The organism is Pumilibacter muris, assembly GCF_943193045.1.
GTDB classification, from domain to species: Bacteria; Bacillota; Clostridia; order Christensenellales; family Pumilibacteraceae; genus Pumilibacter; species Pumilibacter muris.
In genome coordinates this window covers 68,548-89,831 of the sequence record NZ_CALPCN010000003.1, presented here as the reverse complement: position 1 = coordinate 89,831, position 21,284 = coordinate 68,548, and the positions used below count along the sequence as shown (strand labels likewise).

The 21,284-nt window shown below is 50.1% G+C and carries 28 protein-coding genes; all 28 read right to left on the bottom strand.

Going from position 1 to position 21,284, the window contains the following annotated elements:
• Nucleotides 1-1,485, bottom strand: coding sequence for a recombinase family protein (locus NFR62_RS04985; protein ID WP_251615221.1), 1,485 nt, complete (start codon nt 1,483-1,485; stop codon nt 1-3).
• Between the two features lie 119 nt (nt 1,486-1,604).
• Nucleotides 1,605-1,742 (bottom strand): hypothetical protein, encoded by a 138-nt coding sequence (locus NFR62_RS04980; RefSeq protein WP_251615218.1) that lies wholly within the window; start codon nt 1,740-1,742, stop codon nt 1,605-1,607.
• The gene (locus NFR62_RS04975) at nt 1,723-2,031 is read right to left on the bottom strand and encodes a phage holin family protein (protein WP_251615215.1); all 309 of its coding nucleotides are present in this window, start codon (nt 2,029-2,031) and stop codon (nt 1,723-1,725) included. The genes NFR62_RS04980 and NFR62_RS04975 overlap by 20 nt, the downstream gene beginning before the upstream one ends.
• A 12-nt stretch (nt 2,032-2,043) precedes the next feature.
• On the bottom strand, nt 2,044-2,340 hold the full coding sequence (locus NFR62_RS04970; RefSeq protein WP_251615212.1) for a hypothetical protein: 297 nt from the start codon (nt 2,338-2,340) through the stop codon (nt 2,044-2,046).
• An 8-nt stretch (nt 2,341-2,348) separates the two neighbouring features.
• Nucleotides 2,349-2,678: a hyaluronate lyase N-terminal domain-containing protein gene (locus tag NFR62_RS04965; protein WP_251547719.1), complete on the bottom strand. Its 330-nt coding sequence runs from the start codon at nt 2,676-2,678 to the stop codon at nt 2,349-2,351.
• Nucleotides 2,679-2,688: 10 nt separating this feature from the next.
• Complete coding sequence (locus NFR62_RS04960) at nt 2,689-3,753, bottom strand: hyaluronate lyase N-terminal domain-containing protein (RefSeq protein WP_251615209.1); 1,065 nt, start codon at nt 3,751-3,753, stop codon at nt 2,689-2,691.
• A complete protein-coding gene (locus tag NFR62_RS04955) occupies nt 3,746-4,066 on the bottom strand; it encodes a hypothetical protein (protein ID WP_251615206.1) in 321 nt (106 codons plus the stop codon). The genes NFR62_RS04960 and NFR62_RS04955 overlap by 8 nt, the downstream gene beginning before the upstream one ends.
• The gene (locus tag NFR62_RS04950; protein WP_251615204.1) at nt 4,063-4,395 is read right to left on the bottom strand and encodes a hypothetical protein; all 333 of its coding nucleotides are present in this window, start codon (nt 4,393-4,395) and stop codon (nt 4,063-4,065) included. Before NFR62_RS04950 ends, NFR62_RS04955 begins: the two co-directional genes overlap by 4 nt.
• Nucleotide 4,396: 1 nt before the next feature.
• Entirely contained in the window at nt 4,397-5,242 is an 846-nt protein-coding gene (locus NFR62_RS04945) for a hypothetical protein (RefSeq protein WP_251615201.1), read from the bottom strand.
• A 9-nt stretch (nt 5,243-5,251) separates the two neighbouring features.
• Nucleotides 5,252-7,027 carry a hypothetical protein gene (locus NFR62_RS04940; protein ID WP_251547707.1) on the bottom strand — a complete coding sequence of 592 codons (1,776 nt, stop codon included), beginning with the start codon at nt 7,025-7,027 and terminating at the stop codon, nt 5,252-5,254.
• 3 nt (nt 7,028-7,030) lie between these two features.
• Entirely contained in the window at nt 7,031-7,387 is a 357-nt protein-coding gene (locus NFR62_RS04935) for a hypothetical protein (RefSeq protein ID WP_251547705.1), read from the bottom strand.
• Between the two features lies 1 nt (nt 7,388).
• A complete protein-coding gene (locus tag NFR62_RS04930) occupies nt 7,389-10,082 on the bottom strand; it encodes a phage tail tape measure protein (protein ID WP_251547702.1) in 2,694 nt (897 codons plus the stop codon).
• An 85-nt stretch (nt 10,083-10,167) separates the two neighbouring features.
• Nucleotides 10,168-11,214: a Fic family protein gene (locus NFR62_RS04925; protein WP_251615198.1), complete on the bottom strand. Its 1,047-nt coding sequence runs from the start codon at nt 11,212-11,214 to the stop codon at nt 10,168-10,170.
• Between the two features lie 73 nt (nt 11,215-11,287).
• Nucleotides 11,288-11,569 carry a hypothetical protein gene (locus NFR62_RS04920; protein ID WP_251615179.1) on the bottom strand — a complete coding sequence of 94 codons (282 nt, stop codon included), beginning with the start codon at nt 11,567-11,569 and terminating at the stop codon, nt 11,288-11,290.
• Between the two features lie 26 nt (nt 11,570-11,595).
• Nucleotides 11,596-11,910 carry a hypothetical protein gene (locus tag NFR62_RS04915; protein WP_251615176.1) on the bottom strand — a complete coding sequence of 105 codons (315 nt, stop codon included), beginning with the start codon at nt 11,908-11,910 and terminating at the stop codon, nt 11,596-11,598.
• Between the two features lie 8 nt (nt 11,911-11,918).
• Entirely contained in the window at nt 11,919-12,320 is a 402-nt protein-coding gene (locus NFR62_RS04910) for a phage tail tube protein (RefSeq protein ID WP_251615173.1), read from the bottom strand.
• Between the two features lie 10 nt (nt 12,321-12,330).
• The gene (locus NFR62_RS04905) at nt 12,331-12,741 is read right to left on the bottom strand and encodes a DUF3168 domain-containing protein (protein WP_251547691.1); all 411 of its coding nucleotides are present in this window, start codon (nt 12,739-12,741) and stop codon (nt 12,331-12,333) included.
• Nucleotides 12,738-13,061 carry an HK97-gp10 family putative phage morphogenesis protein gene (locus tag NFR62_RS04900; RefSeq protein ID WP_251615170.1) on the bottom strand — a complete coding sequence of 108 codons (324 nt, stop codon included), beginning with the start codon at nt 13,059-13,061 and terminating at the stop codon, nt 12,738-12,740. The genes NFR62_RS04905 and NFR62_RS04900 overlap by 4 nt, the downstream gene beginning before the upstream one ends.
• Nucleotides 13,009-13,458, bottom strand: coding sequence for a phage head closure protein (locus NFR62_RS04895; RefSeq protein WP_251615167.1), 450 nt, complete (start codon nt 13,456-13,458; stop codon nt 13,009-13,011). Before NFR62_RS04895 ends, NFR62_RS04900 begins: the two co-directional genes overlap by 53 nt.
• On the bottom strand, nt 13,458-13,748 hold the full coding sequence (locus NFR62_RS04890; RefSeq protein WP_251547686.1) for a head-tail connector protein: 291 nt from the start codon (nt 13,746-13,748) through the stop codon (nt 13,458-13,460). Before NFR62_RS04890 ends, NFR62_RS04895 begins: the two co-directional genes overlap by 1 nt.
• Nucleotides 13,749-13,766: 18 nt before the next feature.
• Complete coding sequence (locus NFR62_RS04885; RefSeq protein ID WP_251615162.1) at nt 13,767-15,056, bottom strand: phage major capsid protein; 1,290 nt, start codon at nt 15,054-15,056, stop codon at nt 13,767-13,769.
• Between the two features lie 18 nt (nt 15,057-15,074).
• Nucleotides 15,075-15,716 (bottom strand): HK97 family phage prohead protease, encoded by a 642-nt coding sequence (locus tag NFR62_RS04880; RefSeq protein ID WP_251547682.1) that lies wholly within the window; start codon nt 15,714-15,716, stop codon nt 15,075-15,077.
• Nucleotides 15,709-16,890 (bottom strand): phage portal protein, encoded by a 1,182-nt coding sequence (locus NFR62_RS04875; RefSeq protein ID WP_251547770.1) that lies wholly within the window; start codon nt 16,888-16,890, stop codon nt 15,709-15,711. Before NFR62_RS04875 ends, NFR62_RS04880 begins: the two co-directional genes overlap by 8 nt.
• Before the next feature lie 139 nt (nt 16,891-17,029).
• Nucleotides 17,030-17,347, bottom strand: a complete 318-nt coding sequence (locus NFR62_RS04870) for a hypothetical protein (protein ID WP_251615159.1) — start codon at nt 17,345-17,347, stop codon at nt 17,030-17,032.
• 1 nt (nt 17,348) lies between these two features.
• Nucleotides 17,349-17,555 (bottom strand): DUF6900 domain-containing protein, encoded by a 207-nt coding sequence (locus NFR62_RS04865; protein ID WP_251615155.1) that lies wholly within the window; start codon nt 17,553-17,555, stop codon nt 17,349-17,351.
• 143 nt (nt 17,556-17,698) lie between these two features.
• On the bottom strand, nt 17,699-19,036 hold the full coding sequence (locus NFR62_RS04860) for a site-specific DNA-methyltransferase (protein ID WP_251615153.1): 1,338 nt from the start codon (nt 19,034-19,036) through the stop codon (nt 17,699-17,701).
• Between the two features lie 58 nt (nt 19,037-19,094).
• On the bottom strand, nt 19,095-19,577 hold the full coding sequence (locus tag NFR62_RS04855; RefSeq protein ID WP_251615152.1) for a hypothetical protein: 483 nt from the start codon (nt 19,575-19,577) through the stop codon (nt 19,095-19,097).
• Nucleotides 19,578-19,696: 119 nt separating this feature from the next.
• Nucleotides 19,697-21,247 (bottom strand): terminase large subunit, encoded by a 1,551-nt coding sequence (locus NFR62_RS04850; RefSeq protein WP_251615150.1) that lies wholly within the window; start codon nt 21,245-21,247, stop codon nt 19,697-19,699.
• Nucleotides 21,248-21,284: the final 37 nt, after the last annotated feature.

Below are 21,284 nucleotides of genomic sequence, written 5' to 3'. Positions count from 1 at the left end.
TTACTTACCCTCCTGTTTCATCCGTTCTTTTTTCCTTTCCAACCACCCTTTTTTATTACCGGATGCACCATTTGAGTAATACCTACTTATTTTCGCTCCGTTCATAAAAGTGAACTCTACTTTTTTGGGATACATCGTTACATAGTCCAAAAATTTGTCTACTTTTTCGGCATCGAATTCGCTTATATACACAAGGTCGGTACGCGACACACCCCGCACTTCTCGATTGGATATCTCACTATAGATTTTATCGATTTTGGTTTTGAGCTCACCCCATTCCCGATTATAGTCGGAGACTTCTATCATGCGATTGATTTTCATCGCATACAGTTCGCGCTCTTGCTCTAACAGCTCGGCAAGCTGTTGCTTAAATTGTACGGTTTCCGCACTGTCTGGAAACTTTTCTACGAACTCGTTATAGCACTCTATAAACTTTTCTTTGAGCACCGAATCCTTAATCCGAGTACTGCAACACGCATCCATCCCGTGCGCCTCCTTTTTCGTACATGCCCATATTTCCGTATGGTACGGCTTGTTGCAGTTTTGTATTTTATGCACGAATCCGCTTCCGCACACGCCGCATCGTATTTTTTTGGTGAATGGATATCTCGGCATTTCCTGATTGAATTCGCTTTCTACCGCTCGTTCTATCCGTAGCTGTTGCACTCGATCAAAATCTTCGGGAGATATAATCGGCTCGTGCGTTTGCTCCATATAATATTGTTTCACTTGACCTGCATTCTTTTTCTGCGCCCCATTGACCTTAAATGTTTTTTGCATTAACGCACAACCCTTGTACTTTTCGTTTTTGAGGATATAGCTTATAGCGGCACGATGCCACTCCTTGTTCCCGATGCCGAGTGCATTCAGTTTGTTCGCTATTGTTTGCATTCCGTCGCCGTCTAAATACCATTGATATATTTGTTTAACCACAGCCGCTTCTTCGGGAACAATTACAAGCGTATTGTCTTCGTTTCGCATTCTATAACCATAAATTTGCGGACCTACGGTTATAAACCCGTTGCTGAATTTTTCGCGGTTTGCCCACGTTTGATTTTCGGCATAAATTTTAATATCGTTTTCGGCAATAGAAGCGCCTACGGTTAAGAACAATTCGCTGTTTGGATCGAACGTGTCTATTTGTTCTTTTTCGAAAAAAACTTGTATCCCCGCATCCCGAAGCTGTCTTACTACTGTCAATAACTCTTCTACATTTCGTGCAAACCGCGCTATAGACTTGGTAAAGATGACATCGAATTTATTCGCTTTCGCGTCATCGAGCATTCGCAGTAGCTGCGGTCGTTTGTTCATTGACCGTCCGCTTATACCGTTGTCTGAGTATATCCCGACATATTCATATCCGCTGTCCGACAATATTTTATCTTGCCAATATGACGTCTGATACTCCAAGCTGTGGATTTGCGCTTTACTCTTTGTGGATACTCTGCAATAAGCTACCGCACGTTTCAATACATACCTCCTCACTACACTCTGCTTATTTTCGGACTTGAATGTAGCCTAAAAAAATTTGCCCTACCCATTGTCGCAGGGTAGGACAAATAGTACCGTAAAAAATCGAAAGAGCCCAGCGAAAATAGGCTATTTTACGGAAGAATTTTAAATAAAATGATTTCGCTTATTCTTTTCTTTTCGATGTCTGTGATTAACCCTTGCACCCACAACTTATTCACAAGCGCATCGGCATAAGCTATCCGTATTGCCCTACTTTCCATCTCTGCCATCGCCATCATCCTTCTTGCCGAGCTGCTTGATTATCTGGTTAGTACCCGTTGCGGTTAGTCCGCTTGCTATGCCGATGAGTATCGCCACAAACACGTTTTCCGCCGGGACGATATTCGGTACGGCAAAGTATGCCACTATGCCGAGTACCGCGCCGAGAGCCGCAGCCACGAGCGGAATAAACCGCATGAACTTTTCGTTCTGCTTTGTCGCGTATTTTATAAGGTTTATTACCCAATAGACGATTGCCGCTATTACGGGTACGCTGATGAGTTCGAGATATTGCTCCATTGTTTCCCTCCGTTATTTATGAGAATTTTGCTCCAAGAGATATTCGTACATTTCTTCCTTGGATTCGTTATAGCTTTCCATCGCTTCGTGCATTTCGCCGTTGGTCTTGCCGTCGCGTATCGCTATCGCGTTAGCGTAAGTCAGCTTACCGACCGCATCGATGCTTTTGAGAATAAGGATATTCTCTTTCGCCTTTGCCGCGTCGCGCTCCTCGTCCTTTTTGGCTTTCCTTTTGAAAAACCGCTGTAAGAAAAAAAGCACCATTCCGCTGATGATGCTCGACGCGATGCTTATGATTATCGCTGCCATTTTACCTCCTATGCCTTGCGTTCCCAATAATAGAGCGCAGAGCCGTCCGTTTGTATTCTTTCCCACACGCCGCCCACATAGCCTTCGGGATTGGCATTCGTTGCGGTGACTTTTACCGAGCCGACGGGACAAAAGCAATCGAGGATTTCCGCCTGCGTCATACCCGTTATAAGGTACGGCAAAACACGCCATTTTGCTTGACCGTTCCCGACCTTCATCTTGCCTGTGTCTGTTTCGATTCCAATCTCCCCGGCAAGCAGCACGGGATTGGCTTTAAGCCAATTCGCTGCGCTGTCCGAGCGGAGGCGGAGTTTGACTTGTACTTCTTTTTCCGCCATAGCCGCCGCCCTATGCGTTGCCGCCGTTGAGTATGACGGTGTCGGTCGCGTGGAGTATGGTTTCGCCGTCGGTAAGATCCGCCGAACTCGTCTGCCCGAAGTTTTCCGCAAACGAACTCTTTGCGCGGTCCTCGGTATAATAAAGATTGCCCGACTCTTCGATGTCCGCCGTTGTCAACACGACTGCGCCGATTTGACCGTTGACCGAAAGTATCTTGCAATCGGGCGTTTGCAGTTCGAGCCAATTCTCTTTGACCGAGGGCGGCGCTTCTTTAAGGATATACGTTCTGCTCTCGTCCGAGCGAATCGCAACGTCGCCTTTTTGCGCGGTGAGCGCGAGCATTTCTTCTTCGCTCGACACCGCGAACGGCTCCGTTATGGCAATCGCGGGCAGGTATTTCTTATCTATCTTGCCCTTTGCGTTCAACTCGATGAGATTGCCCGCCTTCGTGCCAACATCCCTTGCCGCCGCCGTCCCCGCGTCGGCTATCTTGGCAAGCGTAAGTTGCGGAATATCGTCCGCCGTGAGCAGTTCGCTCTTTACCACCAAGCCTTTTTCGTTGACCGTGAACTTGGTAAACGTGCCTTCGGTCGCGCCGCTGTTCTTCAGCACGAGTTCTATGAGTGCATCCTCGCTACCGTCGAAATTCGCCGAGCCGTCGGCATCCCCGGTTATCTCGATTTTGTGCGGCGTTTTGAGTTTTTGCGCGACTTGCGCCTCCGCCACCACCGCGAGTTCGTCCGCCGTGGCTATACGCGTCCACACCGCCGCCGTTTCGGTTTTGGCGAGAAGAATATACACCTTGCCTTCCGCTTGGTTGAGCCACAGTTCGCCCAAGTCGTATTGCGAGTCGGTGTCGGTCGGATCGGTTTCGGACAGCACGATATCGTCCGTAAGGTATTTGAGCGATTGCCAATTCGTCGTGCCGTCGCCCACCTTTATCTTGCGCGTATCGAGTTCGATGCCGAGCTCGCCTTTTAAGAGAATGGGATTCGCCGCCGCCCAATTCTCCGCCGTATCGTTGCGCAGTTGTATTCTGCTCTCCAATACCCTTTCCGTTGCTTCGTTAGCCATTTGCATTACCTCCGTTTATAATTTTGATTTGACTGTAATCCGCACCGATGCAAATGTACGTTCCCGTAATCTCATCCCATCGGTATGCCCTGTTTTCCGTCGTATCCATGTACACAACGGCTTTATCCCCACGGTTGGGGAAAGCGTACTTGCTTGCGTATTGCTGCGGTTTGAGTTTAACCTCGACCGTTCGCAGGTCGTTGTCTACCACCGTTTCCGCAACATCGTTTTCCGTCCCTTCGTAGGATCGCGTTATTGTTTTGAACTGCTCGATGTGTACGCAATTCTCGCAGTTGCAATTTTGTTCGCTCATCTTGCCACCACCTCCAATTCTTTATCCGCAAGCGTGTACACGTCTTTGCCCTTGCCGCCGAAGTCTATCGTGAGTAGCATCCGATATAACAGACATGGAAGCCGCGCGGTTTCTTCGGCGGTTAAAAACACAAAGAGCGAATCGCCCGACCGCTCGATGCCATCGGGAAATGTTTTTTCTATGTCGGGCGAACGGTTTCTCCGCGCTATCGAAAATGTCAGTTTATCCGTATCGCGGATTCGCCAATCGCTTTCCCCCTCGACGGGTATTTTGATATGAAAAAAGGCGATGCTGAATGCCTCGCCTTGCGTTAGGATTTGTCTTGTCATATCAATATGCCTTGCCGATTTCGATTACTTTCTTTATGGTGGGAGCAAGCGATCCGCTTATATACCCATAACATCCGTCAACATTTATCGAGTTATCTTCAAAGTCTACCCCTCCTTCAACATGGACTCCGCCTGCTCCGTGATATTTTGCCGTTCCGTTATGCCCCGTCGCAAGACACACAACGGTAATGCCGAATGTGCCATCCGCCCCATATGACTCGCTCGGTATTATAGCTCTTATTTGCGCATAACTACTATCGCCGTATGCAATTCCCTCTCCGACCCCATCACTTGTTTCTACTACATACCTATATCCCGCCTTTATCTTAAAACCAAGGTCCGAATCCCAATAATTAACGCTTCCGTTGAACACGACCGTTCCCGATCCGCCGCCGATATTCGGTTTGTTTTTGAGGTCGTTATAATCTCCGCTCGTAGCCACTTTGTGTAACCCCGTTACCTTACTTGCCGATACCGAGTTTATCTTGGCATCGGTCACAGCGTTTGCGTTTATCTTTGCCGTGGTCACGGAGTTCGTGCCAAGTTTCGAAGATGTTACTGCGTAGTTGTCGATATCCGACGTTCCCACCGTAGACTTGAAAGCCAAAGCCTTTAAGTCCGCAAACCATTTCCGTATCTTACCTATGCACACCTTTAACACCTCCGTGCCGCTTATGTTCGTCCGCGTACCGTATTGGGTACTCGTAATAGATGCGTCTTGTACTTGCTCGGTCGTTATTTTCTTTTCCTGCAAATACCGTTCGTTTTCGCCGAGCGTATTGAAGATGCTCGGCGTTACTTGCGCCTCTGCCGTGTAGTCGGTTTTCGGCTCTTGCCATTCCGCCATAGTGCCTCCTTATTTTTTGCGACCGCGAGTTTCCTGTTTGAGCCCGCCGTCATAGCTGAATTTATTGTACTCGCAAACAAGCCGCGACGTTTCGCCGAAACGGTCGGTGCAGTCGTATTCGAGTCCTATTTCGAGTTCGGGATTTCCGCGCCACACGGTCGTTATACTGCCTTGACCCGCTCGCATTTTGTTCAGTAGCACCGTCGCAATGTACTCCGCTTGTTCGAGCGATTGCACAAGTTCGTTGCCCGTGTGCGAATACTCGACGGCTCCGTACAGCTCGATGCTTTTCTCGTCGCGTTTCGTTATCTTGTTTGTCTTTATCTCTATTGCGTTTCCCGACACGGTAATGACTGCCGTTTGCGTTGTAGCACTCGTATTCGTTACCGTGCAAGTACAAGAGTTTGTGCCGCTGTCAAAGTTCGTTATGCGCACGGCGGCGTTTTCGGTCGATACCGTCGGATAAGCAATCTCCGACGTGTAGTCTATCGCCAAGTCAACCGACTGTCCTGCGTCCAAGCATATTTCCGTGTCGGTCACGTCTATGATGTCTTCGGTTACGGACACCGTGCTGTACTCGACGTGAATGCAGTTGGCAAAGTCGGTCAGCGTTGCATTAGACACAAGCGAGAACATATTGCCGGGATATATCGGTATTGCGCTAACCGCCGCCGCATCGATTTCGGCTGTAATGCAAATACGGTTTTGTCGATCCACGAACACCTTGCACAGCCCTGCGTTGGCTATGTCTTGCAGCGCATCCCACGCCTCTATTTTCGGCAAGAACGCAAGGTCTACCACTATATCTTTGAGCGTCAGCGAGATGTAATACTCGTCAGCGGTATGCCCCGTCTTTTGCAGTATGTCTTCCGCGATCTCGTAAAGCGAGGCGTTGTCGGTCAAAGGAAAGCCGACGTACATCTTGGTTTGCAAGCGCATCAGTCTATCCGTCGCGCTACACTTTACCCACTGGCTGTCTTGGTCTATTTGCCACTCATCGGAATAGAAAGTGCCGAGCGGCGTGTATTCCACTTTGCCGTTATTCTCCACCCCTATGCTCGGCAACAGTTTTCGGTCGAGCAACATCAGCGTCCGAAGATAGCCTTTATCGAACTTACGGCCTTCGTTGTACACGCTGACCGTCATTGTGTCCGAGTTGATATTGTAGTTTCCTTCGGTCGAGCACAGTTCTTCGCCGACCTCAAACGACTGCAAAGCATTGCCCTCGTATATCTCGTACAATCGCTCGTAAAAGCGCAAGATTTTGGCACAGGCGTTCGGAACGCTCCACTTGGCTATTGTGAGCCGCACCGACGTTATGTCGTCGATTCTCGGCTCTAATACGCGCTCCATTTCCGTATTGCCTTCTATCGTTTCCGTTCTTACGACTTTGCCGTTTCGCTTGTACTCCACAGCAAAGTCCACGGGATATTGGTTTAGTTTGCTATCCCCTATGACTTTCCAATAGATGATAGGTCGGTTAGTAAATTTTAGTTCGATGAACGGCTTGTCGGCGAACACACCGTCCGCATCAGAGAGTTTTCCGCTCCACCAACCGCACAGCACCGAGTCGTCCATCATTTGGAACGTACCGTCCATTGTCGCGTTTCCATCCATAGTGCAAGCCTTGACGGTCGGCTCACTCGGTAAGTGGTACACTTCTTTCGGATGGCTTATTTCCGAATTGCCGCTCTCCTCGGTCGTTATATCGCGGCTCAGTTCTTCGTCGGCATAGATAATTTCCACCTTACCGAACACCTTGCGCGGATTATCCGAGTACCCCATAGGCTACCTCTCTTGGAAAGACACCGACACGCTTTTCCACATTATCCTGCCGCGCGCCCAATCGTAATGCGGCATATACGTTATGCCGTCCGAGCGAGCCGCTATTGTGACAAGTTCGCCTGTGGCGTTATCGTGAAAGGTTAATTCGGTGAATGCGCCGCCGCCTGTTTCCTTTTGCAATGTCATCATATCCTCGGCGGACAGATACTCCCAATTCGCGTCCACTTTTCTTTTTGTGCCGATTATGTCCACGACGAGTGTTCCGTCCGCCGTGCGCTCCGATTTATCCAACACTTCGGGCGATACGGTTATTTCTTTCGGTGGCTTTATCGCCTTGCCGTTGATTAAAAGAAAATCCAAGTTATCCCTCCTGTAATGTTACACCGTTGCGCTTATATTCCTTTGTGAGCTTCGGCATTATGAGCCGAGCAAAAGTTTGACCGTCGATTTGCAACACGACATCGCCGCTTTCGCCGCCGCCCGTCATTCCGTTCATTGCCGCCATTCCTTGCAGTAAGCCGTTCAACAGATCGCCGTTAGGACTGCTCCCCGTTCCGACTGCCGCTTGATTGGGCGATGTTGCGAGATTGAGCGTCTGCGCTACCTGCATTGCCGCACGTTGTATCATCGGAAGATCCGCATACATGCCTTGCGCCATCATATCCATTAGGTTGGGTATCCACTCGTCGGCGGTATGGCCCGGTCCTTTCTTTGTCGGCGAGCCGAATCCGAGGAAGTCCGCGATTGCGTGACCTACATCTTTGACGCCGTCCACCACCCAATTCCACGCACTCTCTATGCCGTCGGCAATATTGCTTATTAAGTTCTTCCCCCAATTGAATGCGTCCTTGAATAGGTTTTTGAAAAAATCGCCGATGCTTGAAAACAGCCCCGTAATCTTATCCCATATCCATCCGCAAACCGAGCAAATGCCGTCCCAAATGTTCGTGAAAAAGCCGCTTATGCCTTCCCATACTTTCTTGAAAATGCTGCCGATTGTATCGCCGCAACTGCCGAAGAAACTGACCAATCCTTCCCCGAATCCCTTGATAAACTCCCAAATACCGAGGAAGATGTTCTTTATTCCCGACCAAATATTGCTTGCAAAACTTTGCATATATTCCCACGCCGATGACCAATCGCCGCGCAGTACCGCGCATACGATCTTTATAATGTCGAGAATGGCGTTGACAACGTCGATAACCGCTTCGAGAAACGGTCCGAGTGCGTCGATAATGCCTGCGAGAACGCTCGACACCACGCCATACAACGTCATCACGATTCCGCCGATGAGTTCAAACACGGGCTTTAAGGTTTCGTATAATTGGACGATGGTATCCCAAAGCGAGGCAAAAAGCGTTTTGAGTTTTTCCCATATAGGTTTAACGTACCCGAAGAATTTCGCAAGCGCGTTCCCTATGTTCGTATACGCCGCCTTTATGCACGTCCAAATCGCCGTGAATATTTTCTTGACCGTCGCCCAAATCTTTTCGCCGTTTTTCTCCCAAAATCTTTGTATGGATTTGACCGCATCTATGACTATGTCTTTAACGACGCCCCATACCTTTTTGGCGATACTCCATACTTTCTTGAACACCGTACTCACGACCGTCCAAATCGCTTGTAAGGCTTTCACAACGGCGGATATAACCTTTTCGCCGTTCTTTTCCCACCACGCCTTTATGCTCTCGACCGCCGAAAGAATAACCGACTTTATCCGCTCCCAAATCTTTGTCACGGCGTTACGGAATCCTTCGTTGGTTTTCCATAAGTATGTTATAACGCCGACAACCGCCGCGATTATGCCTATGACGAGCCCGACCTTGCTGAACAGCATCGATCCGACTTTTATAATCGTCCCCACGCTGCCGATGAGTTTGCCGACCACGAGAAGGAGCGGACCGATTGCCGCCGCCAATAATGCGATAGTCACGATGTTCTTTTTCGTTCCCATCGACAATCCCATCATTTTTGCGGTCAGCGGCGAGATATACTTTTGTATGAAGTTTCGAATAATGGGTATAAGCACATCGCCGAACGAAATGGCTATTTCCTCTACTTCCGATTTTAGGATTTTCATTTGCCCTTGCAACGTATTGAGCTGAACATCCGCCATTTCGGTCGCTTTGTTCGTTCCCGTGATGGACGCAGTCATATCTCGAACGGCATCGCCGCCCGCCGACAAGAGCGCAAGCATACCGGGACCTGCTCTCGCCCCGAACACCTTCATTGCCTGCGATGTATTCATCCCCGCTTTACCCAAGCGGTCAATAATCGTCGCAAGATCGTTTGTCGCGGGATTGACATCTTCAAACGACAACCCCAATTCCTCGAACACGCCGAGTGCGGCAGTTGACGGATTCATAAGCGAGACAAGCGATTGCCGCAGTGCCGTGCCTGCCGTCGAGCCGTCATAGCCTGCGTTGTACAATACCGATAATGCGCCCGTCGTTTCCTCTATGGAATAACCGAGGCTGTTTGCCACAGGCCCGACGTACCCCATTGAGTTCGAGAGTTTTTCCATATTCGCCATCGAGTTGCCGATTGCCGACGCGAACACGTTGGTCACGCGCTCGGCTTGATTGGCTTCAAGTCCGAACTGATTGAGTGTGGCTATAACCGTATCGGTCGTAAATGCGAGATCGCTCTGCGTTGCCGAGGCAAGGTTTAGCGTCGCTTGTATGGAGTCCGCCATTTGGTCGACTTTGTATCCTGCGGATGCCATATAATAGAGTGCGTCCGCCGCATCGCTTGCCGAGAATACGGTTTTACTGCCCATCTCTCTCGCAAGTGCGGTCATACGCGCAAGTTCTTCGCCCGTCGCGCCTGCTACCGATGCGGCATTCGCCATAGATTGCTCGAACTTTTGCGAGACGTTAACCGCCGCCGTGCCGAGTGCCACGAGCGGAGCGGTTATGCTCGCGGTCAGTTTCGTGCCTGCTTTCGTGAATCCCACCGACACTTTTTGAATTGATTTTTGCGCCGACTGCAAACCTTTGGAAAGCGAGGAAATGTCCGCCGCTATCTTGACCACAAGGTTTCTTATAACTGCCAATTCCCCACCTCCTTATTAGTTTTCGCGCACGAAAAAAGCAAGCACCTTTCGATACTTGCTTTTTACGAATGATTTTCGTTACTATTTAATTTTTAATGGTATAAAAGGTATTTCTGCCTTTCTCATGGCGTTCTATTTCACCGCTTTCAGTCAGTTGTTTCAGTATGTTTTCTATCGTCGCTTTGCTTAAGGTCGGACACAATTCCATTAAATCTCTCTTGGTAAATTTGCCGATAATTTGTCCTATGGCTATTTTCACGATTTCGGTATTGCTCTTCTTTTCGCTTACAATATCTATGCGCTTCTCGAATTCTCTGTAAGCCGACAACACAATCCCAAGCAGATACTTTATGAACGGTATTGGATTGTTATTGTTTTCGTGCCAACCTGTACTGCTGTCTTGTAATGCATCGTAATACAAAGATTTGTTCTTTTCTATCTTGCTCTCGATGCTTATATATTTGCCCACAACATAACCGCTTTTATACAGCAACAATGTGGTGAGCAACCGACTCATGCGTCCGTTTCCGTCGTTAAACGGATGGATGCATAAGAAATCGGTTATGAACACGGGAATAAGCAATAGCGGATCTATTGCAGAGCTGTCGATTGCGCGATTATAGCTCTCGCAAATGCTATCCACGGCTTCGGGAGTTTCGAATGGAGCGAGCGGCGTAAACCGTACAAACGAACTACCATCCTCTCTTTGTTCGGATATATAGTTCTGCGTATTCTTAAACCGTCCGCCTATCGCCTTTTCGGAATAACTGTATAAATCTCTATGCAGTTGTAAAATGTACGAAGCGCGAATCGGAATATACTCAAAATTTTCGTGAATGGTATTCAGCACATCACGGTATCCGAGTATCTCTTTTTCGTCGCGTGTTCGCGGCGTAGTTTTTTCCAAGCACAGTTGTTTTATCCGAGCATTGGTTGTCACAATGCCCTCGATTTTATTTGACGACTCCGTGCTTTGAATCTTTGCAATCTCCACGAGTCGGTCGAGTTCAACAGGCTTACGTTTTAGGTATAACTCCTGCCGCCCCTTATACTCATGTACTTGGGCAATAAGTCCGAGTGTTTCGCTATCCCATTGCATTTCGGCAAGTTTAGTATAATCGAATGTACGCATTTGCCTATCTCCTTATTTATTCGCCTAATTATAGCGTATTTTAGGCGAATAGTCAAGTGTTTAGGCGCATTATTTAAATTATAATACCTTTTTCCGCCGCCATTGCCTTGAGTATGGCGTCGCTTTTGCTGACTTTCTTTTTCGGCTTTTTCCGTGCATCGCGCAAAACCTTGGCAAGCGTCGGCAATCGCTTTTGTCGCGCGAACGCCTCGACGTGCCAAGACAGACACAGCATATTCTCATATTCGTCTTGGTCGCGCTTTTGTTTCTGCTTGACAAGCAGCGTCAGTTCATACGGCGTATACTCGCCTACGAAAAGCGGATCGAGCCCGAATTGCACGACTGCACGGTCCAATATTGCCGATAGGTCAAAAGCGGCGGTTAGGTTTCCCCCGTGCCGCCGCCCTCCGCCTTTGTCGTACCGAATGCCTCGGTCAGCGCATCGCCTATCTTTTCGGCTATCGTATTGAGGTCGGTGTACTCGTCGATTAAATCGCCGACTTTTTCGATAGTCAGCGACTTGTCTTCGTGACAAAGTCCTGCGTATACGATGGCGAGCAGATCTTTGATGCCGACGTTGCCGAGGTCGAGCGACATCAGCGTTTTGCCCGTGATGTCTTCGATCTTGGCGAGCGCATTCATTCCGTACCGCAACGTGCGCGGTTTATCCAGTGTTATGGTGATTCCCTTTTTCATATCGCCTCCTATTCGCCGAGTTCGAACGACAGTGCGCCCGTCCCCGTGCATTCGATGCTGATGGACACAACGTCATCGACCGGGTCTTCTATGGAAAGACTGTTGATGTACGCCTCGCCCATGTAGTAGTTCTTTTCGTCCACGAACAGTTTCAAAGTGACCGTCGTGCCGTGCAGATATGCGTATTGCAAAGCCGCTTGCCCTTGCCCGTCCAAAGGCACTTCGTAATCGCCTTCGCTCGATGCCGACCACTCTTTGAGACCCGTGATATAGTTCTTCCAATCGTCGCCGAGCGAGGTCGTTTCGAGCGTGTCGAGCGAAAGTTCGAGCGACCAATTCTTGATGCCGACCACCTTTTGGTCGCTTTCCGTGCCTATGACGACTTTGCCGTTTTTGCCTGCTACCGCCATATTTACCTCCTTATTTTTCGTTGAAATGTATCTCGAATTCGATGCTCGACATGTATTCCTCGGTATCGAATTTGAGTGCCGTGTTTCCGTTATACTCGTAGTCGGATTTGATGAACACGGCTTGAATGTTCAGTCCGCACATATCCCCTTTGTAATCTTGCAATGCTTTCTTTATGAGCCGCGAGAGTTCGCGCGTTTTCTTGTATGTCGTATCGTGGCTGACAAACTGCACCGTTTGCCGCACATAGCCTGTATCGCCTTGCAATGCGCTGTCGTAGTTGGCAAGCACTGGCGCATACACGATTGCCGGGAGCGGAGCGGACTGCGGCAAGATTATGGGATATATCCTGTCCTTGACGCGAGCCGTAATTTCTTTTCTCGAACACAGATACTCATAAACCGCTTGGCAAATATCTTTCATATCTTGCGACCTACCGCTTTCGACAGTTCCGCCGTGATAGCGTCGTTGATTTTGTTTTGGTTATCGTCAACGGCGTTACGCATAAACGGATTGGCGGGACGGTTTCGGCTGCCAAGTTCGACGTGCGTACCGTATTTGAGCGATTTATCGTAGTCGACTTGCACGGTCGCTTTTACCGCCGTCGCTTTGCCTTCGGTCAAATGCAGGCTTTGTTTGAGTGCGCCCGTATCCACGGGACAGTTACGCTTGGCATCTTCGAGTGCGATTTTACCGCCCGCTTTCGCCGCCGCCATCAGCGCATCCGCCGCCGCTTCCTCCATTGCTTTCAGATCTTTTACAAGCGCATCCGCACCCTCCACCGTCGTCTTGACTTTTCGCTGTTTTGCACTGTAGCCCATCGTTTACCCTCTCCTTGCAGTTGATTATAGTTTCCGTGTGCGCCGTATCCGCGTCAATCGCACCTACTATTTCGTACAGTTTTTTGCCGTAACGAATGCGGTGCAATACTGTCAACCACGGCAAAAACCGCATTGTTATTTTCGCTACCGCCTCCGCAGTCACTTGTTGCGAAACAAGTTGCTCCGTGCCGCTTACGGTCACAATGTTCGCCCAAACCGTTTTAACGTCCTTCCACTCGCCAACTTCGCCGCCGTATTCGTCGCGGCGTGTTATGAATTCGAGAATTTCCACTCGGCGGTTGAGTTTTCCTATTCTCATCAGAACGCTCCCTTGCGGTACGCAAACAACATTCGTCGGATCATATCGAGCGTGTCCGTAACGGACACACCCGATTTATCCTTCGATACTTGCCGCTCTTCGTACAGCGTCGCGGTTACGATGAGCATTGCTTGGTGTATCGGCTCTGGTATTCGGTCGAAGTCCGCAAGCGGTCTTCGCAATACGTCTTCGACCAATACCTTTGCCGTTACGATAAGCGAGGAAATGAGCGCGTCTTCGGTATCGTCGTCCACACGGAGGAATTCCTTTGTTTCCTGTAAACTTATCACGCGCCCACCGCCTTTACGCTATGCACCGCGTTTGTCGAGCGTAACAAACGGCGAAACCGTGGCTTTGCCTTTGTATGGCGCAAGCGGTTTGTTCCAAATAGGCTTGCCGTCCACGCGATAAATAAAGCGGAACACGTTCTCGTCGTACAGGAAGCGGACGTGTATGGAACTTGCCGCTTTCACGCCGCCCTTGTCGATGAGAAGGTACTGTCCGATGTCCGCGAGCACGATATCTCCGACTTCGCCCGGCGCATTGCACTGTTCGAGCGGCACGACGGGTCTGCCGAATATCGTGGCGTAAGGCTTTTCGGAAATGCCGCCTGCCGGGATGTACACGGGTTTATCTCCGAGTTTGAGCGTGTACAGGTACGGCTCGATCTCTTGGTTGATATACCACACCGCGCTCGACCGCGATTTCGACCACAGCCGATTCCACATCTTGACGATATTTTCTACCGTCACGACGGCGGACTGGTCTTTCTCTTTTTCGACTTTTACAAGCGCACCGCTTTTGAGAATGCCGAGCGGCTGTCCTTCGCCGCTGCCGTCCAGAATGGCGTCGTCGATCTTGAATCCGAACTCTTCGGCAAATGCTTGGCGAATGACCGATTCGAGTGCCGCCGCATCCTGCAACAGTTCATCGGTCGCGTAACACAGCCCCGTGAGCTTTTTCAGCGACAAATCGAGTTGACGGAACTTCGGCTTGCTGCCCGTATGCTCGTCCGCTTCGGACTCCCAGAACGCTTGAACGCCGCCCCAACGACTGCCGTTTCCGCGACTGTCTTCGTCCACGGCGTTGATTTTGAGTCCGTTCGCATTGGTCGAAATGGGGATTTTCTTCGCCTTGCTTGCGAGAATGCCCGTCTCGTAGGTGCGCTTGAGCAGTTCGGTCACAAAGTCCTGCTGAACGAGGAATCCGCCGTCCGAGGGCGTGGTTTCGTTGAGTCCGCTTGCCGCTCTGGTGGAAAGACGCTCATCGGTCACACCGCCCGGCATCGCCGCGCGGTACGCCGCAAGAAGTTGTTCGCCGAACGTGGCAAACCGTTTTTCTTCTCCGCTCTTATTCGGCGTCGGCTTGACTTCGGGTTTTTCCGCCGCCCTGTCTTCGGGCTCGATGGCAAGCATTTTTTCCACTCTTGCGATGCTCTCGTCCCACGCGCGGATTTCCGATTCGTATTTGTCGATTTCCTTTTGTTCGTCGTCGGTCAAAAAGCGGTCTTCGGCGTCCGCTTTGTTGAGTACCGCCATTGCTTTGAGCCGCGCATCCTCGCGCTTTGCCTTCATTTCAAGAATTTTCTTGATGTTCATTTATTGATTAACCTCCGATTAAATATTTTTGAATTTGGTTTTCAGATTTTCGAGCTTTGCTTGTTCTTTGGCTCTTTTGGCGGCGAGTTCCGCCGCCTTTTCCGTTTCTTCCGCTTTGCTGCGCTGTTCGGCTTTGTACCCGTCGTATTCCTGCATAGCGCGAACACCGACGTCGGTTTCCGTGTATGCCGGGAACGTGACGGGACTCACATCGAACAGTTGCACCTTGCGAATTTCGCGCACATCCATTCCGTCATCGGTGGACCACTTATCGTTTAACACGACAAAGCCGATGGACATTTGCGTTATATCGCCGCGCCGAATGCTCGTAACAACGTCCTTTGCCCAGCTCGTATCGGGCGGCGTTATGCGAACGCGCAAGCCGATTTCGTCTTCCACGAGTTCGAGCGTACCCGCGCGGTTACGCCCAAGCACATAGTTCGGATCGTGATTGAAAAGAGCGCGGATATCGTCTTTGCCGATGCTTTCGTTGAACGCGCCTTTTCGCACCACTTCCTTAAACGGGAATATCCCTCCGAGCGTTTCCGACCACGAGTCGAACACAGCGGCGTGTCCTTCTATGACCAGACCGCCGCCGTCGACATCCGCGATGCGCAATTCCTTCATCGGGAGCATTCGCAATTCCTTTTTGCTATTCATCGTTACCTCCTTCTTTTTGTTTCGGTTGATTGGCAGTTATCATGTTGCCGTTGACAAGGTACTCATCGCCGCCTTTTTCGGCAGGCACGAGCGGCATATCTTCCAAGCGTCGTATGTCGTTTATGGACAGCCATCCGTTTTGCCGCCCTACCGCATAACCTTCCATTCTCGACTTGTAATCGCCGCGCAACAGTCCGTCCACATTGAACTTTGCAAAATACAAAAGCCGCTCTTTCTCGTCGAGGAGTTGGCGGCTTATGCTTTGTTCCCACCGTACAAGCCACGGACGTACCGTGTGCTGAACGAACTCTATGGATTGATGTTCTATGTTGCTGAACGTCGCTCTGTCCAAATCGCCGACAAGGTGCGGCGGAACACGGAAGATGCGGCATATTTCGTTGACTTGGTACTTGCGCGTTTCGAGAAACTGTGCGTCTTCGGGCGCAATGCCTATCGTGTGGTATTTCATCCCTTCTTCGAGTACCGCCACCTTATGGCTGTTCCGCGTCCCCTGATACACCTTGTTCCACGACTCTCGCAGTTTCTCTGGGTCTTTCAGAATGCCGGGATGTTCGAGAACACCGCCCGGTCGCGCTCCGTTACCAAAGAACTTTGCGCCGTACTGCTCGGTGGCGAGCGACAGTCCGACAGCCTCACGTGCTTGCGCAATAGGGCTCAGTCCGAGTACCCCGTCGATAGACAAACCTTTGACGTGGAACACCTGATCGGGCGAATATACGAATGTTTGATTCTTTATATCGTCGGAGTATGTGTACTTTATCCTTCCCGTTTGGCTGTCACGCTCGACCGTCATTAGATTCGGCTTTAAGTACCACAGTTCGGTGACGTGTCCGTTCTTGCGTATCTTTCGCGCATAAGCGTTGCCCCACAATAACAGCGATGTCATCATCGTTTCGCGGAACTCGAAGCTCGTCATCTCTTCATTCGGCGATTCGTACAAACACGAAAAAAGCGGATGTTGCTCCGCCGTTTCGTTTTTGCCGTTTTTTCCTTTTTTATATAAGTGCAACGGCAGACTCGCCACCGTTTCTGCAAGTATCTTTACGCAAGCGTACACCGCACTTGTTTGCATAGCGCGGAGTTCGTCCACGCGCACACCGCTCGCCGAGCCGCCGCCCATATCCACGTCCACGCCGCGAATAAATTCCTGCATTTCTTTGCTCGGTGCGTTGCGCTTTTCCTTTTTTGGCGCATCCCGACTTCGACCGAATAATCCCATACTCCCTCCGTTTTTGAAATGATAAAACCGCCCGGTCGGACGGTTTCGGTTTTTCGATATTTTGCTATGCTTTTTATTCTTTGAATGGCTTGCTGTCAATGAGTGCCATATACACGTTGTCTATTGCTTTCCATTCGGCGTTACATTTGAGCGTTGCGTACTCTCCGCTCATTTGCGCTCGATACATCTTGGCTTGATGCGCCGCGAACTCTTCGGCGATGATTTCGGGAGCGTGTTCCACATCATCGAGTATCCTTGCTTTGAGTTGCTCAACCTTTGCATCGTAGGCTTCTTTTTCTTTCTCGGTCGCATTGCTGTGATAGCCGTGCATATAATTCTTAAGAGTGCGGAACAGCCTTTTCTCGATTGCCGTGCGTTCTTGCTTTTCCATTTTATTTCCCCTCTTTGGCCGCCGCCCGTCCCAGATTGTATGCGGCTATGAGCGCCGCCTTGATTTCCCATACCGCGATGCCATCGATAAAGTCGAGGCTGTCGCTCATTTGCTGTTCGAGGCCGGCTCGGCTTTCGAGTGCGGGGATTTCCTGTTGCGCGATCTTGACGAGTTTTCTCTCCGTTGCTTTGGTTATTTTGGTTTCCATTTTTGACTCCTTCGGGCGGTTGCCCTTGCTTAATTTTGTAACCAAAGTATACCGTGCTCACGCGAAAGAGCCCAGCGAAACACGCCTAAAAAACGAAACTTTTTCAAAGAATTTTACGTCTAATGTACTCGAATTCGAGGGGTTTAATCGAAGATTTCCACACTGTCGCGGATATGTTTTATCTCGGCGTCGGGATACTGTTCTTTGTATCGCCGAACGACCACGTCGCAATAGCGCGGCTCCAATTCTATGGCGCAACATTTGCGGTCGAGCTGGGCGGCGGCAATGAGTGTACTTCCACTGCCGCAAAACGGCTCGAACACAGTATCCCCTTCGTGGCTGCTGTTGAAGATGAGTTTCGCACATAGCGTTATCGGCTTCATCGTCGGATGATCGGGGGACTTGCTCGGCTTATTGTCTTTAACAACGGTCGTCGGCTTTTCGAGTATTTTCTCCAATAGTTCGACGAGTTCGGCTTTGCCCATCTTTTTCACGGCAAGCCGCAAGTCTTCGTACACGGTCGGTTGCGTTCGGTCGTCCAGAAAGTAATGCCCCGCGCCTTCCTTCCATCCGTAGAGTATAGGCTCATGTATCCACTGATAGTCTTGCCTTCCGAGCGTAAAGTGGTTTTTATACCACACGAGCGTTTGCGCATATTTGAAGCCCGCATCGACCATCGCTTTCGTAAAGTTGACCGTTTCCTTTGTGCTGTGGAACACATAAACGGGCGCACCCTTTTTCAGTCCGCTTTCCGCGGCCTTGTAAAATGCCAACAAGAACTGATAAAACTCGTCATCCGAAAGATTGTCGTTGGCGATGTTGCTGTTTCCTCTCGACTTCGACTGATTTTTTCCTACTATTGCCGAGCCGTAATCGACGTTATACGGCGGATCGGTAACCATCACGTCCGCCGCCTTGCCGTCCAAAACGCGCCGCACGTCCTCGATTTGCGTACAATCGCCGCACAGTAGCCTATGTTCGCCCAAGTGCCACAAATCGCCCGAAACGGTCTTACAATCGCTTGTTTCCGCGAGAGCCGACTCTGCATCAAAGTCATCTTCGTGGACGTTTTCCATACTACCGCTACCGAACAATTCTTGCGCTTCGGCAAGGTCGAAACCTGTCAGCGTTATGTCATAGCCGCTCCCGTCCAAGTCGCGCAAAAGGTCGGCAAGGAGGTCATTGTTCCATTCGCCGCTGATTTTATTGAGCGCGATATTGAGCGCCTTTTCTTTGCTCTCGTCGAGGTCTACAATAACACAGTCGACTTCGGTGTAGCCGAGGTCTTTCATCACTTTGAGCCGTTGGTGTCCACCCACCACTATGCCTGTGCGCTTATTCCAAATGACGGGCTCGACATAGCCGAACTCCAAAATGCTCCGCTTGAGTTTTTCGTATTCTGCGTCGCCCGGTTGCAGGTCTTTGCGCGGATTATAGGCGGCGGCTTTTAGGTCGTCAACTTTTTTCTTTTCGATTTGCATTACGCTCTCCTTTTCAAAATTTAAACCGCCCCATTCGGAGCGGTCGCGGTTTTACCCTTTAATCGTAGTCTTCATCGTCCTCTTCGTCTTCATCGCCATCATACTCATCGTCGTAGTAGTCCTCCTCATCATCACACTCATCATCGTTCGTACTTATGTGGTAGCATTCGGAGCCGACTTCTATATCGAACTCGCCGTCTTCGGCGGTGAATGTTGCGCTTGTCGCTCTTACGAATCGTCCGAGCTTGTCGAGCTCGTATGGATTTTTGTTTTCGCAAAGCTCATACGGTAGGATGCCTATCGTTCCCGAATCGGCACCGTAGCGATGTCCGAATTGGTCTTCGTACTCGCCGTCTCCGTATGCCGTTCCGCCGATCGCGAATTTGTGTCCGCGCAGTTCGTGTGCGCCTTCGAAGTCGGTATAGTCTTCATTGTGCCATTCGCCGTCGTAGTCATCGTCGGACATTGCATAGCATACATCGCCGATATAGAATCCGATTGCGCTTTTCAGGGTTGCTTGTACTTTATTTTCCGTAGCCATTTTTACTCCTTCGGGCAGGCTTACCCTTGCTTGATTTTGTAACCAAACAATACCGTAAAACAACGAAAGAGCCCAGCGAAAAACGCTCAAAACACGAAACTTTTTCAAAGAATTTTTTGCTAAATAACAATTATTCCTCGGTCATCGTATACGCTTTCCACCGCCCCCTGATGCCTTATTGCACGGTCCAAAGCCATGACAAGCGCGACCGCTCCATCTATCCTTTCAGTAGACTTTTCTTTATCCATCTTGATATTCCCGGCAGGATCGGTTCGCACGAACACGTTGTCCATCATCCACCGTAGCGGTATGTTTCCGCCGTGCGCAATCTTCTGTTCGAGTACGAATTTCATCAATTCTTTTGTCGGTGGACTCATATCCTTAAAGCCCTGACCGAACGGCACTACCGTAAAACCCATGCCCTCGAGGTTTTGCGTCATTTGAACTGCACCCCACCTATCGAACGCTATCTCTTTTATGTGGTACTTTTTGCCGAGTTCCTCTATAAAGTTTTCGATGTAGCCGTAGTGAATCACGTTGCCTTCGGTGGTTATCACTTGCCCTTTGGCTTTCCACACGTCATACGGAACGTGGTCGCGCCGAACACGCAGTTCTATCGTGTCTTCGGGTATCCAAAAAAACGGCAGTACGGCGTATTTGTCTTCGTCATTGAGCGGCGGAAACACAAGCACGAATGCCGTCACGTCGGTGCTGCTCGATAGGTCGAGTCCGCCGTAACAATCTCGCCCGGCAAGTGCGTCGGCATCCACGGCGGCGGCACACTTATCCCAAGCGTCCATCGGCATCCATCGCACCGATTGCTTTACCCATTGGTTGAGTCGCAGTTGTCGAAATAGGTTTTCCTCGGCGGGATTTTCTTTCGCCGATTCATATGCGATGCGGAGTTTTTCCACGTCCACGGTGATGCCGAGCGACGGATTGGCTTTGTACCATACCTTCTCATCGCCCCAATCGTCATCATCCGCCGCCCCGAATATAACGGGATAAAACGAACGGTCGTGCTTGCGCCCTTCGAGTATGTCCTTTGCTTTTTGGTGTATTTCCCAACATATCGAGTTGCGATCCGTTCCCGCTGTTGTTATAAGGAAGAACAGCGGCTGTTTCCGCGCATCGCCCGATCCGTGCGTCATAACATCGTAGAGTGCGCGACTCGGCTGCGCGTGTAGTTCGTCGAACACCACGCCGTGGACGTTGAGTCCGTGCTTGGTGTACGACTCTGCCGACAGCACCTGATAGAATGCGTTGAGCGGTTGGTACACGAGCCGTTTTTGGCTCATAACGGGTTTGATGCGCTTTTTGAGTGCCGGGCATTGCTCGACCATATTGCAAGCCACATCGAACACGATGCTTGCCTGCTGTCGGTCGGCGGCGCATCCGTACACTTCCGCACCCCACTCTCCGTCGCCCGCCAAAAGATAAAGAGCGACCGCCGCCGCGATCTCGCTCTTGCCCTGCTTTTTCGGAATTTCGATATAAGCGGTATTGTATTGTCTGTATCCGTTATCCTTTACCGTGCCGAACACGTCGCAAATAATTTTATTCTGCCACGGCAACAGTTTGAACGGTACGCCGTGCCAAGTGCCTTTCGTGTGCTTTAAGGAGTTTATAAACGCAACGGCACGGTCGGCGAGTTGTTTGTTGTATGCCATTGCCACCTCCGTTAAGAAATGAAAAAGAGCGCCGAAA

Coding starts and splice junctions, on each gene's coding strand:
- NFR62_RS04980 (WP_251615218.1), bottom strand. CDS start 1,742: ATGGCAGAGATGGAAAGTAGGGCAATACGGATAGCTTATGCCGATGCG.
- NFR62_RS04975 (WP_251615215.1), bottom strand. CDS start 2,031: ATGGAGCAATATCTCGAACTCATCAGCGTACCCGTAATAGCGGCAATC.
- NFR62_RS04970 (WP_251615212.1), bottom strand. CDS start 2,340: ATGGCAGCGATAATCATAAGCATCGCGTCGAGCATCATCAGCGGAATG.
- NFR62_RS04965 (WP_251547719.1), bottom strand. CDS start 2,678: ATGGCGGAAAAAGAAGTACAAGTCAAACTCCGCCTCCGCTCGGACAGC.
- NFR62_RS04960 (WP_251615209.1), bottom strand. CDS start 3,753: ATGGCTAACGAAGCAACGGAAAGGGTATTGGAGAGCAGAATACAACTG.
- NFR62_RS04955 (WP_251615206.1), bottom strand. CDS start 4,066: ATGAGCGAACAAAATTGCAACTGCGAGAATTGCGTACACATCGAGCAG.
- NFR62_RS04950 (WP_251615204.1), bottom strand. CDS start 4,395: ATGACAAGACAAATCCTAACGCAAGGCGAGGCATTCAGCATCGCCTTT.
- NFR62_RS04945 (WP_251615201.1), bottom strand. CDS start 5,242: ATGGCGGAATGGCAAGAGCCGAAAACCGACTACACGGCAGAGGCGCAA.
- NFR62_RS04940 (WP_251547707.1), bottom strand. CDS start 7,027: ATGGGGTACTCGGATAATCCGCGCAAGGTGTTCGGTAAGGTGGAAATT.
- NFR62_RS04925 (WP_251615198.1), bottom strand. CDS start 11,214: ATGCGTACATTCGATTATACTAAACTTGCCGAAATGCAATGGGATAGC.
- NFR62_RS04915 (WP_251615176.1), bottom strand. CDS start 11,910: ATGAAAAAGGGAATCACCATAACACTGGATAAACCGCGCACGTTGCGG.
- NFR62_RS04910 (WP_251615173.1), bottom strand. CDS start 12,320: ATGGCGGTAGCAGGCAAAAACGGCAAAGTCGTCATAGGCACGGAAAGC.
- NFR62_RS04905 (WP_251547691.1), bottom strand. CDS start 12,741: ATGAAAGATATTTGCCAAGCGGTTTATGAGTATCTGTGTTCGAGAAAA.
- NFR62_RS04900 (WP_251615170.1), bottom strand. CDS start 13,061: ATGGAGGAAGCGGCGGCGGATGCGCTGATGGCGGCGGCGAAAGCGGGC.
- NFR62_RS04895 (WP_251615167.1), bottom strand. CDS start 13,458: ATGAGAATAGGAAAACTCAACCGCCGAGTGGAAATTCTCGAATTCATA.
- NFR62_RS04885 (WP_251615162.1), bottom strand. CDS start 15,056: ATGAACATCAAGAAAATTCTTGAAATGAAGGCAAAGCGCGAGGATGCG.
- NFR62_RS04880 (WP_251547682.1), bottom strand. CDS start 15,716: ATGAATAGCAAAAAGGAATTGCGAATGCTCCCGATGAAGGAATTGCGC.
- NFR62_RS04875 (WP_251547770.1), bottom strand. CDS start 16,890: ATGCAGGAATTTATTCGCGGCGTGGACGTGGATATGGGCGGCGGCTCG.
- NFR62_RS04870 (WP_251615159.1), bottom strand. CDS start 17,347: ATGGAAAAGCAAGAACGCACGGCAATCGAGAAAAGGCTGTTCCGCACT.
- NFR62_RS04865 (WP_251615155.1), bottom strand. CDS start 17,555: ATGGAAACCAAAATAACCAAAGCAACGGAGAGAAAACTCGTCAAGATC.
- NFR62_RS04860 (WP_251615153.1), bottom strand. CDS start 19,036: ATGCAAATCGAAAAGAAAAAAGTTGACGACCTAAAAGCCGCCGCCTAT.
- NFR62_RS04855 (WP_251615152.1), bottom strand. CDS start 19,577: ATGGCTACGGAAAATAAAGTACAAGCAACCCTGAAAAGCGCAATCGGA.
- NFR62_RS04850 (WP_251615150.1), bottom strand. CDS start 21,247: ATGGCATACAACAAACAACTCGCCGACCGTGCCGTTGCGTTTATAAAC.